Origin of the sequence: Marinicella litoralis, from assembly GCF_002591915.1 — a bacterium.
Classification (GTDB): domain Bacteria; phylum Pseudomonadota; class Gammaproteobacteria; order Xanthomonadales; family Marinicellaceae; genus Marinicella; species Marinicella litoralis.
The window spans coordinates 1,261,428-1,276,446 of the sequence record NZ_NIHB01000001.1 but is presented as its reverse complement, the minus strand read 5'-3'; the positions used below and the strand labels follow the sequence as shown (position 1 = coordinate 1,276,446).

12 protein-coding genes, 1 tRNA gene and 1 riboswitch are annotated in these 15,019 nt (G+C 44.7%); of the genes, 12 read left to right on the top strand and 1 reads right to left on the bottom strand.

Annotation, left to right across the window (positions count from 1 at the left end; translation table 11 throughout):
- The first annotated feature begins 10 nt into the window (after positions 1 to 10).
- The 6 genes from uraD to xdhC are packed head-to-tail and all read left to right on the top strand — an operon-like array spanning position 11 to position 6,863.
- Complete coding sequence (gene uraD, locus CCS90_RS05615) at positions 11 to 517, top strand: 2-oxo-4-hydroxy-4-carboxy-5-ureidoimidazoline decarboxylase (RefSeq protein WP_099018762.1); 507 nt, start codon at positions 11 to 13, stop codon at positions 515 to 517.
- Between the two features lie 56 nt (positions 518 to 573).
- Positions 574 to 912 (top strand): hydroxyisourate hydrolase, encoded by a 339-nt coding sequence (uraH, locus tag CCS90_RS05610; protein WP_099018494.1) that lies wholly within the window; start codon positions 574 to 576, stop codon positions 910 to 912.
- Positions 912 to 2,219: a DUF6986 family protein gene (locus tag CCS90_RS05605; RefSeq protein WP_099018493.1), complete on the top strand. Its 1,308-nt coding sequence runs from the start codon at positions 912 to 914 to the stop codon at positions 2,217 to 2,219. Before uraH ends, CCS90_RS05605 begins: the two co-directional genes overlap by 1 nt.
- Positions 2,216 to 3,736: a xanthine dehydrogenase small subunit gene (locus CCS90_RS05600; protein ID WP_099018492.1), complete on the top strand. Its 1,521-nt coding sequence runs from the start codon at positions 2,216 to 2,218 to the stop codon at positions 3,734 to 3,736. The genes CCS90_RS05605 and CCS90_RS05600 overlap by 4 nt, the downstream gene beginning before the upstream one ends.
- Positions 3,733 to 6,066 carry a xanthine dehydrogenase molybdopterin binding subunit gene (gene xdhB, locus CCS90_RS05595; protein WP_099018491.1) on the top strand — a complete coding sequence of 778 codons (2,334 nt, stop codon included), beginning with the start codon at positions 3,733 to 3,735 and terminating at the stop codon, positions 6,064 to 6,066. The genes CCS90_RS05600 and xdhB overlap by 4 nt, the downstream gene beginning before the upstream one ends.
- Positions 6,063 to 6,863 (top strand): xanthine dehydrogenase accessory protein XdhC, encoded by an 801-nt coding sequence (gene xdhC / locus CCS90_RS05590; RefSeq protein ID WP_099018490.1) that lies wholly within the window; start codon positions 6,063 to 6,065, stop codon positions 6,861 to 6,863. The genes xdhB and xdhC overlap by 4 nt, the downstream gene beginning before the upstream one ends.
- 70 nt (positions 6,864 to 6,933) lie before the next feature.
- On the opposite strand, the gene CCS90_RS05585 is transcribed toward xdhC, so the two are convergent.
- Positions 6,934 to 9,531 (bottom strand): MSCRAMM family protein, encoded by a 2,598-nt coding sequence (locus CCS90_RS05585; protein ID WP_099018489.1) that lies wholly within the window; start codon positions 9,529 to 9,531, stop codon positions 6,934 to 6,936.
- A gap of 332 nt (positions 9,532 to 9,863) precedes the next feature.
- A riboswitch (TPP riboswitch) is annotated at positions 9,864 to 9,972 on the top strand.
- Between the two features lie 48 nt (positions 9,973 to 10,020).
- Here CCS90_RS05585 and CCS90_RS05580 point away from each other — a divergent pair.
- The 6 genes from CCS90_RS05580 to CCS90_RS05555 all read left to right on the top strand — a co-directional run bounded on the left by CCS90_RS05580 (position 10,021) and on the right by CCS90_RS05555 (position 15,018).
- Positions 10,021 to 12,144, top strand: a complete 2,124-nt coding sequence (locus CCS90_RS05580) for a TonB-dependent receptor (RefSeq protein ID WP_162846823.1) — start codon at positions 10,021 to 10,023, stop codon at positions 12,142 to 12,144.
- Positions 12,145 to 12,152: 8 nt separating this feature from the next.
- Positions 12,153 to 12,410, top strand: a complete 258-nt coding sequence (locus CCS90_RS05575) for a YkoF family thiamine/hydroxymethylpyrimidine-binding protein (RefSeq protein WP_099018487.1) — start codon at positions 12,153 to 12,155, stop codon at positions 12,408 to 12,410.
- Positions 12,407 to 13,012: a nicotinamide riboside transporter PnuC gene (gene pnuC / locus CCS90_RS05570; protein ID WP_246027016.1), complete on the top strand. Its 606-nt coding sequence runs from the start codon at positions 12,407 to 12,409 to the stop codon at positions 13,010 to 13,012. Before CCS90_RS05575 ends, pnuC begins: the two co-directional genes overlap by 4 nt.
- Positions 12,993 to 13,751, top strand: a complete 759-nt coding sequence (locus tag CCS90_RS05565) for a phosphotransferase (protein ID WP_099018486.1) — start codon at positions 12,993 to 12,995, stop codon at positions 13,749 to 13,751. The genes pnuC and CCS90_RS05565 overlap by 20 nt, the downstream gene beginning before the upstream one ends.
- Before the next feature lie 82 nt (positions 13,752 to 13,833).
- Positions 13,834 to 13,920 (top strand) — tRNA-Leu (locus CCS90_RS05560).
- Between the two features lie 228 nt (positions 13,921 to 14,148).
- The gene (locus CCS90_RS05555) at positions 14,149 to 15,018 is read left to right on the top strand and encodes an HNH endonuclease (protein WP_099018485.1); all 870 of its coding nucleotides are present in this window, start codon (positions 14,149 to 14,151) and stop codon (positions 15,016 to 15,018) included.
- The last annotated feature ends 1 nt before the right edge of the window (position 15,019 follow it).

Below are 15,019 nucleotides of genomic sequence, written 5' to 3'. Positions count from 1 at the left end.
GACCATCACGATGACTTTGCAAGAACTGAATCAACTGCCTCGGAAAGACCTAGAAACTGCTTTGGCCAAATGTTGTGGCGCTGAAGCTTGGTATCACACTTTGGCACAATTTCAACCTTTCCCTTCCGTCGAATGGTTGCATCAAATAAGCGATCTTGTGTGGGAAGCATTGGCGGATACAGATTATTTAGAAGCCTTTACCCATCACCCCATGATTGGTGACATGGCGGCCTTAAAAGCCAAGTTTGCCAGCACCGCACATTGGGCTGGCAATGAACAGCAAGGCAGCCAACAAGCCAATGAAGCCACTTTATTGGCGCTTAAACAGGGCAATGAAGCTTACTTGAAAAAATTTGGCTTTATTTTCATTGTTTGCGCCACGGGGAAAAGTGCGGATGAAATGCTTGCCTTGTTGAACCAGAGGATGCCCAATGATGCAGCAACAGAATTGAAAATAGCCGCAGCAGAACAAAACAAAATCACCCACTTGCGTTTAGATAAACTATTAAGTGACTGAACCGCTGGGTTGAATCAGATATAATTATTAATCAGTAGCGACAGAGAAAGCATTAAATGAGCCCAATAACCACACATGTACTTGACACCGCCAAAGGTCAACCAGCCGCAGGAATCAAGGTTAAACTAGAGAAATCAACAGCCACAGGCTGGTTAATTATGGCCGAAGGCACCACCGATGAAGACGGTCGAATCATGCAATGGGCCGCTGATTCATTAGAAAGCAACTTTTCTACAGGCACCTACCAAATGACCTTTGACACCGATTCATACCATCAAGGCAACGGCTTTTTTCCGCAGGTTTGTATCCCCTTTCGTGTTAACAACACCGAGCAACATTATCACGTTCCTTTGTTGTTAAGTCCTTTCAGTTATTCAACTTATCGAGGTAGCTGATGTCAGCTTCAATTGACCCCATCATTTTAGAAAAAATATTTGAACCTTTGGCGGCCGCCAATCACCGGTATGCAGAACACTATCCAGGTGATCGTGAAGCTTTGCAACCCACACATACATTGTATGGTGGTGCACAACTGTATAAATCGACCACCACACAAAAAATTGGTGAGCTATCGCGTCAATCTTTGGCGCAATACGCACCGGATGCCAGCGCATTTGCTCAGGCTTTGGGATTACCAGGTGATAAAAAATTATGGCAACAAATTTATGACCGCGTGAATCAACGATTGGCCCGTTGCGCAGTGGAAGATTTCAGAATTGATTTTGAAGACGGTTATGGCAACCGACCGGATGCTGAAGAAGATGCCACTGCCGAATTTGCAGCCAAAGAATTGGCCAAAGCCATCCAACAAGGCATGGCTGCACCCTTTATGGGCATCAGAATAAAACCCTTTAATGAAGAGTTGAAGCATCGCAGTGCGCGCACACTGGATATTTTTATCAGCACCTTGGTCAATGCCAATGGCGGTAAGCTACCTGAAAACTTCATTGTTACTTTACCCAAAGTACTGATTCCACAACAAGTCACTGCTTTTATTCGTGTATTGGATCATTTAGAAATTCAGTTGGGTTTAAACAATGGTTCCATTCAGATTGAAATCATGGTCGAAAACACCCAGGCTTTGCTGTCACAAGATGGTGTTTGTCATTTACCGTTGATTTACCAAGCAACTGCCGGACGTTGTCGCGGTGCCCATTTTGGTACTTATGATTACACCGCCAGCTTTGACATCACGGCAGCGTTACAAACCATGGACCATCCCAGCTGTGATTTTGCCTTACAAATGATGAAATTGGCATTTGCGGGAACGGGTGTCTGGTTGTCCAATGGTGCCACCAGCATCATGCCTGTTGGTGATGAAGCAACCGTTCATGCAGCCTGGAAACTCAGTTTCGACCACATCACCCATTCATTGGAAATGGGGTACTACCAAGGTTGGGATTTACATCCGGCACAAATCCCCATCCGCTATGCAGCCAATTATGCATTTTTCTTGGCCAGTTTAGAGCAGGCCTCCATCCGCTTAAAAAACTTCATTGATAAAGCCGCACAAGCCACTTTGGTTGGTGATGTTTTTGATGATGCCGCCACCGGTCAAGGCTTGTTGAATTACTTCCTTCGCGCCCTGAATTGTGGGGCCATCACTGAAGATGAAATTGAAATAACCGGCTTATCATTGGCCGAAGTGCGCTGTAAATCATTTGTGAAAATCGTTAAAAACAGAACCGAACAACAAGCATGACCAGCGACCTGAATCCAAAATGGTATAACAACAGTGATCAACTTCGTGATTACTTGGTCATTTATATCAATGGCGAGCGCCATGAAATTCGTGGCGAACAAGCCTTCATGACGTTGTCTGACTACTTGCGACATGAAAAACAACTGACTGGAACCAAAGTGGTGTGTGCCGAGGGTGATTGTGGGGCATGTACTGTTTTGATGGCTGCTGTCAAACCGGGATCAACAACCACCGAAATTCAATACCAATCCATCAATGCCTGTATACAATTCATGCATGGTTTGGATTGTTGTCATGTCATCACCATAGAAGGCCTGCCTGAACAATCCCCTGATAAACAAGGCAATCAATTGCATCCTGTTCAACAAGCCATGGTGCAAGCCCAAGCCACCCAATGTGGTTTTTGTACCCCTGGCTTTGTGATGGCAGCGGCCGGCATGATGGAAGTCAAAAACAAAATCAAAAAACAACACGCCCGAAATTTTTTAACCGGTAATTTATGCCGATGTACTGGCTATCAGTCGATCATCAATGCCATGCTTGACATCAAGCATGAAAACCATTCAAGCATCAAAGACTGTTACCACAACCCACAGTTGCACCAAGATTTACTGACTCACAGCCAAACCGCCGTGCGGATACAACATCAGAACAACAGTTTTGACGCTCCTCTGGACAGCATTTCAGCCGCTCAAGCTTTGACGTCAACTGAACATAAAATTTTCGCTGCGTCGACTGATTTAGGTGTGCAATTCAACAAAGGTCATTGGCAAAAACAACGCGTGGTCAGTTTGAATTTGATTGAAGAATTACATCATTGTGAACTCAAAGATGATTGCGCCCGCATAGGTGCCAGAGTCACCTTGTCTCAGTTGGAAAAAGCACTGTGTGATGTGCATCCTGAATGGGTAGCATTCATGCACATTTTTGCCTCGCCGCAAATTAAGAACAATGGCACCTTGATTGGCAACATCGCCAATGGCTCACCGATCGGTGATAACCTGCCATTTTTGTTGGCAATGGATGCCCGTCTCAACATCCAAGGTCCCACCACTGGCCGAACGGTTAACCTCAATGATTTTTACCAAGCATATCGACAAATGGACTTGGCTGCAGATGAATTGATTACCCATGTAGAAATTCCAAACAAGGCCGATGACTGTTTTTTAAAACTGTATAAAGTCTCGCAACGCAGAGACCTTGATATCAGCTGTGTCTCTTCGGCTTTGATGATGCGGTTTGATCAACACAATCAATTGCAAGCTGTCGCCATTGCATTGGGTGGTGTTGCGGCCACAGCCGTTCGCCTTAAAACCGCAGAACAAAGTCTGCTTGGTCAACATATGGGAGATTTACTACAACCCGAACACATTAAAGCCACGGCTGAGATGATTGCCAATCAAGTGACACCGATGTCAGATGTGCGGGGCAGCGAAGCCTATCGCAAATTATTGGTCGCCAATCTGTATAAAAAATTCATGGCTGAGCTACAAGCCTCACACGAGGTCAAAGCATGAAGTTCAAGGACTTGCCTCATGATTCAGCGGTCAGCCATGTCAGCGGTACATCTGAATTCATTGATGACCGCCCTAAACAAGCTGGAGAGCTCTGGGTTGAAGTGGTTTATTCAACTGTCGCTCACGGTGACATAACCCATATTGATACCAAAGCAGCGATTGCCATTGAGGGTGTGAAGAGCATTTATTCATATCTAGACTTGGCCAGCAACCGTTGGGGCTCTATCGTCAAAGACCAACCTTTACTGGCCGAAAAAACAGTTCATTATATCGGCGAGCCGATATTGGTGATTGCGGCTGTTGACAAACCAACGGCCTTGGCGGCCAAAGCCGTGGTAAAAATTGACATCACAGCCAAGCAGCCGGTGTTGAATTTAAAACAAGCCCGCGCTCAAAGGCGATTCATGGGCGAAACATATTGCATTGAAACCGGTGACTCTGCCGCTGAATTTGCCCAAGCCGAGCACCTTCTCACTGGACAATTCATCAATGGAGGACAAGAACAATTTTACTTGGAATCCCAGGCCTCGATTGTCTATCCAGAAGAGAACAATTGTTTACATGTACATGTTTCAGCGCAACACCCCACCGAAGTACAACATGTGGTGGCCAGTGCCTTGGGCTTGAAACAACACCAAGTGGTCGCCACAGTCAAACGCATGGGTGGTGGTTTTGGAGGTAAAGAATCTCAATCAGCACACTATGCAGCCTTGGCAGCCTTGGTGGCTCACAAAACCAAAAAGCCAGCGCGTTTGGTACTCAGCAAAGACGATGACATGATCGTGACCGGCAAGCGCCACCCTTTCTGTAATGACTACCAAGTGGCTTTTGATCACCAAGGTAAGCTCCAAGCCTTGAATGTTGATTTTTACACCGATGGTGGCGCCTACATTGATTTAACCCCAGCCATCTTGCAGCGGGCCATGTTCCATGTCGACAATGCCTATTATTTACCGCACGCTAGGATCACCGGCACCATTTGTCAAACCCACACCCACCCGCACACTGCCTTCAGGGGATTTGGTGGGCCGCAAGGCGCAGCGGTGATTGAACACATCATGGAAGAGATTGCGCTACACCTTGATATCGATGCTTTGGATGTCCGAAAAATTAATTGTTACCAAGGGAATGAACAACAAACACATTATGGACAAACCGTCGATCACAATGTACTGCCCGAATTGTTTGAACAAATTGAACGCACAGCCGATTACCGCGCTCGTAGGAAGTCCATCAAGCAATTCAACCAACAATCAACTGGTCTGATAAAAGGCCTGGCCCTAAGTGCTGTTAAATTTGGCATTTCGTTCACCACTCGCTTTTTGAATCAGGGCAATGCCCTGGTCAACGTGCATGTCGATGGAACCGTGCAAGTTTCTACCGGCGCCACCGAAATGGGTCAAGGGGTTAACAGCAAAATTCGCAAAGTGGTCAGTGAGGCTTTGGGGGTGGCTGAAACCGATGTGCGCTTGATGCCTACCTCGACTGAAAAAAATGCCAACACCTCAGCCACAGCCGCTTCCAGTGGTTCCGACATCAATTGTGCGGCGGCGGCCAATGCCTGTCATAAAATCACCGCCAGGTTGGCCAATATAGCCTCACAGTTGTGGGCTGGTTTTGTGCCCAGCGATGAACATGAACTGTGTTTACTTGATGGCAGAGCAACCGATCACATTGAATTCAAAGGCGGCCAAGTCATCAACCTAAAACAACCCTCACAAACCTTTAAATTCAATGAATTGGTCGGTATCGCTTATTTGAATCGCATCAGTCTCAGTGATTATGGCCACTACAAAACGCCCGAAATCTATTACGACAAAGCCAAAGGCAAAGGGCGCCCCTTTTTGTATTTCACCAACGGGGTGGCTGCCTCAGAAGTCAGCATCGACAGTTACACCGGGGAAGTCAAAATTTTGCGCACAGACCTATTAATGGATTTGGGCCGAATGATTAATGATGGCATTGATCATGGCCAAGTGGCAGGCGGGTTCGTCCAAGGTGCTGGCTGGGTGACCACTGAAAATTTATATTACAGTGACCAAGGGAAGTTACTGTCACACTCTCCCACCACCTATAAAATTCCCAGCATTCATGACACACCACGTATTTTTAACATCGATTTTATTGAAAACCACAGCAATGTGATGAACATTCGTGGCAGCAAAGCAGTCGGTGAACCACCTTTACTGCTGGGCTTAAGCGTTTGGTGTGCCATCAAAGATGCTTTACGCAATGCCGGTTTGAGTGACACGGCAGGTTTGTGTATTCCTGCCACCAGTGAAACCATTCTAATGAATCTATCCGGCCAAATGCCTGAACAGGTCTTATGAGCCGGTATTTACTGCACCACCAAAGCATCCAACAATTGATATCTCAACATGTTAATTTTGTTTCGGTGGTCATCACCCAAATGCAAGGCAGTGCACCGCAAGAACCAGGGGCCAAAATGTTGGTCATTGCTGACAGTACAGACAGCCCCTATGAAGGAACCATTGGTGGTGGGAGACTCGAGTTGTTTGCCATCACACATGCCAAAAAATTGTTGGCTGAAAACCATGCCAGCAACACACAAACCCTTGATTTAAATTTACAATCTGATATCGGCATGACCTGCGGTGGAGTGGTTCAACTGTTTTTCGAAGTGTACCGCCACGACCAGTGGAACATTGCCGTGTTCGGCGCTGGGCATGTGGCCCAAGCACTGATTCCCTTGTTGCTGACCTTAAGCTGTCAAGTCCAATGTATAGACAACCGCGAAGCATGGACCAACAAACTTCCCAAGCACCCGGCATTGACCACCATTACTCACAATGACATGACACAGGTCGTCAAACGATTACCCAAAAACAGTTACATCATTTCTGTGACCCAAGGGCATTGTGAAGATGTCAAAATCATCCAGCATATTTTGGCTGACCGAACACCGCCATATATCGGTATCATTGGCAGTGATTCCAAATCAGTTCTATTGAAAAAAGAGTTACTTGCCGCAGGTGTGTCCAGTCAAATGACCGCCAAAATCCACTGCCCCATTGGCTTGCCATTGGGACAAGACATCCCGGCTGAAATTGCCATCAGCATAGCGGCTCAACTGATTCAATTTCGTGACAACAATCAGCCATCCTAGTTTTAAAAATTGACTGTCCATAAAAAAGGCCGCTGAACAGCGGCCTTTTTTGATTCTAAGGGTTAATCGATCATTCCAAGCCGGCCCGGAAAATGTAATCAGGACGCAACTCAAAATCAGCACCAACTACCGATTGATCGCCAACTATCACAATGGGACTGGCATCCAGTGGGTTACAATTTTGATTAATACAATAGCCACCACCATACATGCCATCTAACAAGGCACCATTGTTCGCAGTGGTTAGGTAGTAAGTCCCTTCTGGGAATCCCACTGTTAAAAAGTAACCATTGGAATCAGACACATAACTGCCATAAGAATCACCACTGGAATTATACACATTCACTTCAACACCACTGGCTGGTAACTGACTGTCAAAATTACGCACTTGACCGGCGATGGTACCACCTGCCACCATGGTAAAATCAAATACAGGCACCGTTGTTCCTCTGTTGGCTGCCCCCAATACGATGGCATCGCCGGTGGTGACATCACAAGCCGAACCTGGACAAGGAATGCCATTGAATAAAATATCAATCCATCCACCAGCAGCCGTTTGGTTCAAGCCCATGAAAGGCAAATTTGATCCGTTGTTCGTCAAGGCATAATAAGTGCCAGCAGGTAATCCATGAACAGTGAATGCCCCAGCGGCATCGGTGGTTGCCCAATTGGCAAATTGACCCATGTCGTTGTACACCAACACATGCACATCAGCAATCGGATCGGCTGAACCCAGTTCAGTGATGGTTCCGGAGAAACTGAATCCAGTCGACAAAGCAAAATCAATGCCCGTCACCGTGGCTGAATCTTCAGGAGTTGGATCCAAGGGATCGTAAGCTGTCACAGTAACGTTTCCTGCTGTTAAATCACAGCTCACACCGGGACAATCAATGTTGCCGGCTGGATCGTATTTTTCCATCACATAAGGTGAAATAAACACCCCATTGAACATGCTGCCGGTTCTCACTGAATAATCGCCAGGAGGCAAGGCACGGGCAGAAATGTAACTACCATCTTCTTCAATGACGCCGCCGCCAGCGACCGCTCCATTGCTGTCATAAAATTGAACATATTCAGAATAGGTGTCATCAGCCGGTAATCCGGTCAAAGCATCTGTTACCGTTCCAGTGATTTTTCCACCATAATTCAATAAGAAATTAACGCCGAGTCTTTGTTCACCATCGCCCAATACCACTGGGTCACCGCCGCCGCCACGGTCACAACCGCTCCATGGACATGCAATGTTTTCGAACAGTTCTCGTTGATAGAATTGTCTACCAACATCGCCGCCTTGCACAAAATACATCCCTGGAATCAATCCACCTACTTTATATTCTCCAGTGGCAGCCGGATCAAAATCTGTACCGTAGACAATTTCACTGGCTAAAAATCGATTGGAATCATTGAATAACATGATTCTGCCATATTGTGTCAATGGCAGAAATATATTGTTGTTATCAACTATAAAACCAGAAATACTGGCACCCACTTCAAGGGCAAAATCAATGTTCGGCATAGTTGCACCATTGACTAAATTCAATGTATCTCCTGCGCCGTTGTAGACTAAGGTGGTACAAGCATTACATTGGATGTTGTTATAAACTTCAGGAATGTACACATTACCCGAATCATACTGAGGTTCTAAATATGCTTTGTAGCTGCCGGTTGGAATGCCGCTGACGGTATAATTACCCGAACCATCAAACTGAGTATAAAAATACCAATAAGAAGGAAGCTCTGCGGTGTCATATAACTGAACTGACAGCGTCTCCACCCCAGCCAAAGTGTCTTGATCGGTTAATTGACCTGTAAGGGTGGCACCAATGGTCAAATTAAAATCCACACCTGACCTGATCTCAGCCGGCGCCAAACTGATGGTGCTGTCGACATCTGGATTACAGTCATAACATTGAACGGTGCCGGTACTGGACCACATGGCATCAATGTAAATATCATCTGGACTTTGAAGCAGCAAATAGTAATCATCATCAGGTATTCCTTTGAAGCTGTAGTTACCTGATGCATCGGTGTAGGCGTTTCCTAAATATTGTTGGCCCGGCGTGTTTCTTAAGGAAACATAATTGCCTTCAACTGGTGTGGCACCTGAAAGCACTGTTCCTGAAATAGATGCACCCACGGTTAAGTCTAAATCTACCCCTACCCTGGCTTCACCATCCGCCAAAACAATTTGATTGTCTGCATCGGTTGGACAATTGTTAAAACAAGGCTCCGTTCCTGTTATGGCCCAAATGGCATTGAGGTAATCATCGTAATTATCGTTCGCTACCACCAAATAGCTGTTCACCGCCAGATTGGTAAAAGTGTAAGCACCAAATTGGTCGGTGGTTGTACCCACACAGTTGTACACATTTCCCGTACAAAGGCTGATTAATATGTTTTCTGGATCAACTGCATTCACTGTACCACTTATTGAAGCGGTACCGCCTCCATTGATGACAGCAGTATTGTTTTGATTTTGAACCAGCATTTCTTTTTGTCGTTGCTGGTATTTAACCCTGGCTTCTTGCTGGTTGTATTCCAATTGCGTTATTCTGTTTTCTGCCAGTAGATCCTTCCAAGTTTCTAATTCTAGCGTGTCGTTGGTTCTTTGTTGAGCATAGCCAGTGCTAAAAATTAACAGCAACAGCCAAATTTGTTTGTATTTCATTTTAATCCCCATTCACCTCTTCTGAGTCCGCTTAAAACACAGGTCATTTTCACTGACAACCAACTGCCAAAAACAGACGTTAAATCTAACAATCTCACCATTCAATCACTCCAGGATTGAATAAAGGCAAGATGCCCTTTCCCTCTATATAATACTTTGCACTGCCATTTGCTGCCTTATATTTTTTTATTTTTTGTAACACCATTCAGTTTAAGTGAACTGATTCACAAAATCTGGAAAATCGAAACCAAAGCTGTTGATTCAATGAGAATAATCTAAGCATCCATTTTTCATCCTGGTATTTGACCCATTCATGCAATGTGATAGAATGCGCGGCATCCGAGGGGTGGTTGTATTTTAAACCTGAGATGTCACCATCATGACAAACCCTTTGAACCTGATCCGGTTAATACCGGCGTAGGAATGGGTATTTGACTTCAACACGCCAAAACCGGGTCTCAATTTATTAATTATTTAATGAGAGATCCAATGAAATTTACTAAACACCGTTCTGCCACATCGTTGATGAAGATGTTGGCGCTGTTATTGGCTGCCTTGCCATACACAACAATTGCGCAAAAATCAGATGACAGCAACAAGCCTGAACAACTTTCAGACTTGACTGTTTCGGCTGATCTGCGAGAAGACACCACCACGCGAGAGGTTGCCACCAGCGTCTCGGTTTTAGACCAGGACACCTTGTCACAAGCAGGCACCCAACATTTTCAAGATGTTATGGGCTTGGTGCCTAATTTAAACTGGTCAGGCTCTACCAGCCGACCACGATACTTTCAAATTCGTGGCATTGGCGAACGCTCACAATATGAAGGCGCTCCCAATCCCTCGGTCGGTTTCATCATTGATGACATCGATTTCACGGGTATCGGTGGCGCAGCCACTTTGTTTGATTTACAACAGGTTGATGTTTTGCGTGGTCCACAAGGAACACGTTATGGTGCCAATGCCTTGGCAGGCCTGATCTATGTACAAAGCCAAGACCCCAGCTTTGATGAGGGCTTTACCCTTGAAACAACCGTGGGTGATTATGGTCGGTATGCGGCAGGGTTTAGCGCCACTGGTAGCCTAGGAACTTCTGATCGTGCGGCCTACCGCTTGGCTGCCCACCAATTCAACAGCGATGGATTTCGTCGCAATGACTTTTTCCATGCTGACGACACCGATTCCTTGGATGAAATGATGCTGCGTGGCAAAGTCAATTGGACCGTCAACCCTGACTGGCAGGCTGATTTAACCTTGTTGTTGGTTGATATCAACAATGGCTTTGATAAATGGAATCCAGAAAACACCTTGACCACCCACTCCGATGACTTGGGCATAGATGACCAGCGCTCGATGGGTTTCAGTGTCCGAAACACCCTTGCTGCTGCCAACAACTTTGATTTCATCAGCATCACCAGTTACACCGACTCTGACATACAATATTTCTTCGATGGTGACTGGGGCAATGATGAATATTGGGGTGAATTTGCACCCTATGATTTCACCTCAAACAATGACCGAGAACGAAAAAACTTCACGCAGGAGTTTCGACTGGTTTCCAAACCAGATGCCCGAGTCTTCAATTCGTCTACTGATTGGTTGACTGGTTTGTATTTGGCACAACTCGATGAAGACAATGTCATCAATGACTTCTACAATGGTGATGTCAGCCGTGCTTTTGACAGTCGATTTTCGGCCATGAACATCGCCTTATTTGGTCAATTTGATACCCACATAAATGAAACAACTGTGTTGACCACAGGACTGCGGTTTGAACGCAGAACTGCTGACTACAATGACAACAGTGGCTTGGATTTATCTCCTGATGATGACATGTTCGGCGGTCAAATTTCCATCAACCATGAATGGCAACCAGGGAAAAATATTTATGCCACCTTGTCTCGTGGCTATAAAGCCGGTGGCTTTAACTTAAGCGCTACTTTGACTGAAGACCGTCGTGCCTATGATCCTGAGTTTTTATTGAACTTGGAAGTCGGTATCAAGGCCTTGCTGCTGGATTACCGTTTGAGTTTAAACCTCAGTGCTTTCTATGCCAAACGCCAAGACATGCAAGTCAGTACCTCAACCCAAGATGACCCGACCGATCCACTGACTTACACCTTCTTTACCGGCAATGCGGCCACCGGCAAAAACTACGGCTTAGAAGCGGATTGGCTGTATCAAATCAACCGCAACTTAAGTTTCCATGGCTCCTTGGGCTTATTGAACGCCACCTTCGATGATTATGTGACAGTGGATGATAATTTCAATGGCAGAAAACAAGCCCATGCGCCCGATTATACCTTCAATCTGGGGATGAATTATTCAGCTGACAGTGGATGGTTTGCACGTGCTGATTTGAATGGGTCAGATGGGTTCTATTTTTCAGATTCACATCAACAACGAGCCGAAGCCCGAGAAATTTTGCATTTAAAAGTGGGCTACCAATCCGACAGCTGGTCTGTTTATGCTTGGGGACGCAATGTACTGGATGAGACTTATGCAGTAAGGGGTTTCTATTTTGGTGTTGAACCGCCTGATTATGCTGATACACTGTATAAGCATTTGGGCGATCCCAAACATTTTGGCCTCACAGCACAGTTTCAATTTTAGGAGTCAACATGCAAGTATCTGTAGAAATCAGTTTGTATCCACTGGATCAAAACTACATACCGCCGATTCAAGAATTCATTGATCGCCTGAATACTTACACCGAACTTAAAGTGGTTGAAAACACCATGAGTACTCAGGTGTATGGTGAATATGCCAAGGTATTAGAAATTTTGAACAGCGAAATGCAACGCACGCACCATCACACGCCAAAAGCGGCATTTGTGATGAAGGTACTTAATGGCGACTTGTCACCCAATATGGCATGATGTTTGACATCTGGCAACAAATCGTTACAGCCTGGCAAGCACAGTCAACACTTGAAGTGGTGGCTGTGTTGGCAGCGATCATGTATTTGATCTTAGCCATCAAGGAAAATATTTGGTGTTGGTTGTTTGCCTTCATCAGTACCAGTCTATACATCTACTTATTCCACAGCGTATCCTTGCTTTCTGAATCGCTGTTAAACGTTTATTATTTATTGATGGCCGTTTACGGTTGGTACCAGTGGCGACACGGTAAAGACCAACAAAATCGCCAGATCACCAGCTGGTCTGTAAAAAAACACATCAGCCTGATCATTCCCACCGCCTTGGCAGTTCCCTTGTTGGGTTATGCCGCCAGCCAGTACGGCGCATCCATGCCCTATTTAGATGCATTCACCACCTGTTTTGCGGTGCTGGCTACTGTCATGGTTGCCCACAAAGTGTTGGAAAATTGGCATTACTGGTTGGTTATTAACATCATTTCAGTTTATCTTTTTGCCAGCAAATCCTTATTTTTAACCGCTGCCATGTTTGCCCTTTACGTGGTGTTAACCGTGGTCGGTTATTTTAACTGGCGCAGGCATTATGCAGCCCAATTGGCTTAGACAAATCACTCAAATACCCACCATTCAACAAGCTGGGTTGTTGGGTTGTGAAAGAATCACCGGTGGCATCAGTAATTTGAATTTCAAAGTCACCACCCATCAAGGCATTTGGGTGGTGCGATTGAATCAGGCCCAATTGGGCGTCAATCGCAAATTGGAACAAGACATTCTGAACTTGATTGCCCCATTGAAACTATCGCCCGAAGTGATAGATGCCAACCCGGCTGCTGGCTACTTGATCACCGCTTATTGTGACCTCGCCACATGGCGACAAAGTAATACCACCGATGTAGGGGCTTTTACAAAACTGGCAGACAGCCTCAACGCCCTGCATCAAATTCCCTGCCATCACTCAGCCAGCCGGCTGGACCAGCGAATCACCCACTACCTCAAACAAATAAATCACATACCTGATGACTTGGCCGCTGAAACCATGCATCAAATCGATCAGTTGGAACAATTAGGTTTCTGGTCTGCATGTCAATCACTCTATCATTCGGATTTAAACCCAAACAATCTTCTGGGCAATGACCAAGCTGTGATCATTGACTGGGAATTTGCAGGGCAAGGCCACGCCTTATTGGACTGGTTGATCATGGAACAAGAACACCAACAGGATTTGTCTCAGTTTTACCCTACTGACATCCGTGAGAGCTGGCTTCCACCCAGCAAAGCCTTGATTGCTAACTTGATGAAATTATGGGACTTTAATCTTCAACAAACCAATAAAAATCGCTGATTTTAAGCAAAGCAAAAAACTGTTTTTTTCACACCAGCTATCAAGTAGAATACGCAAACTGATTGCAATATCATTGCAACATGCCCAGGTGGTGAAATTGGTAGACACGCCAGCTTCAGGTGCTGGTGATCGCAAGGTCGTGGAGGTTCAAGTCCTCTCCTGGGCACCACATTTACAACTAAGTTCACTGAGCCCGTCGAAGTGCCGCCGGGTATTTTGATCAGCCAATTTAATTCCTATTGTGCCTTTTCATGGCTGTCTTTTGCTTCACGACAAAAAATTAATGTGCCTGCAATAATGTCTAAATCAAACAAATATGAGAAGTACCGATGAAAATGTATTAAGCTGTATAACTTGCACAAAGAATTGAATTTTGATTGTTAAATAAATAGTAAAAATGGAAGACTGTGACCCTAATCGACCCCATATTTTAAAAAATAAAACTTGTGTTTACTGTGGCTTATATTTAAGTAGAAAAAGCTCCTCAAAAGAACATGTAATTGGCCGAAAATTTCTACCAAAAGGAAAATTAGAAAATTGCTGGAACTTGATAGCTAACGCTTGCTCAAGTTGCAACAACGAAAAATCAATACTCGAGAACGATATTTCAGCAATTACAATGCAACCAACTGTATCAGGGCAGTTTGCAGTTAATGATGAAATACTTGTGGCAGAGTCTCTGAGGAAAGCAGAGAACTGCAAGAGTCAACTTACAAACAAACTTGTAAAATATAGCCAAGAATCTTTGGATATAAATTGCACCCCCTTCTCTGGCATGACAATGAACTTCAAACTAACCTCATCTCCTCAGATTGAAACTGACAGGCTATATAAACTTGCTAGGTATCATATCAAAGCTTTTTATTATTTATTAACTTTTACTAAAAAAGATAAAAAGGGTATGCAGTGTGCAGGAGCTTTTATGCCATTGATTGAAGGAATCAAAACTGATTGGGGCAATCCCGTGTTCATAGATTTTATGAATGAAACTTCCAAATGGCTTCCAAGGCTATTAACTGTTACAGCAGATGGTTTTTTTAAAGCTTCTATCAAGGAATATAAAACTAAAAATTTATGGTCTTGGGCATTAGAATGGAATCATAAGTATAGGTTAGTCGGTTTTTTTGGTTCACCAGATCCAGTGAGTATTATTTGTGATAATTTCGCAAAATTGGACAGGAAATACTTTAAAGATAATGAGGGCAATTTGATATGTATGAGAAAAGATACTCCATTAGATGAAAAAAGTGATAGTTTATTTACATAAT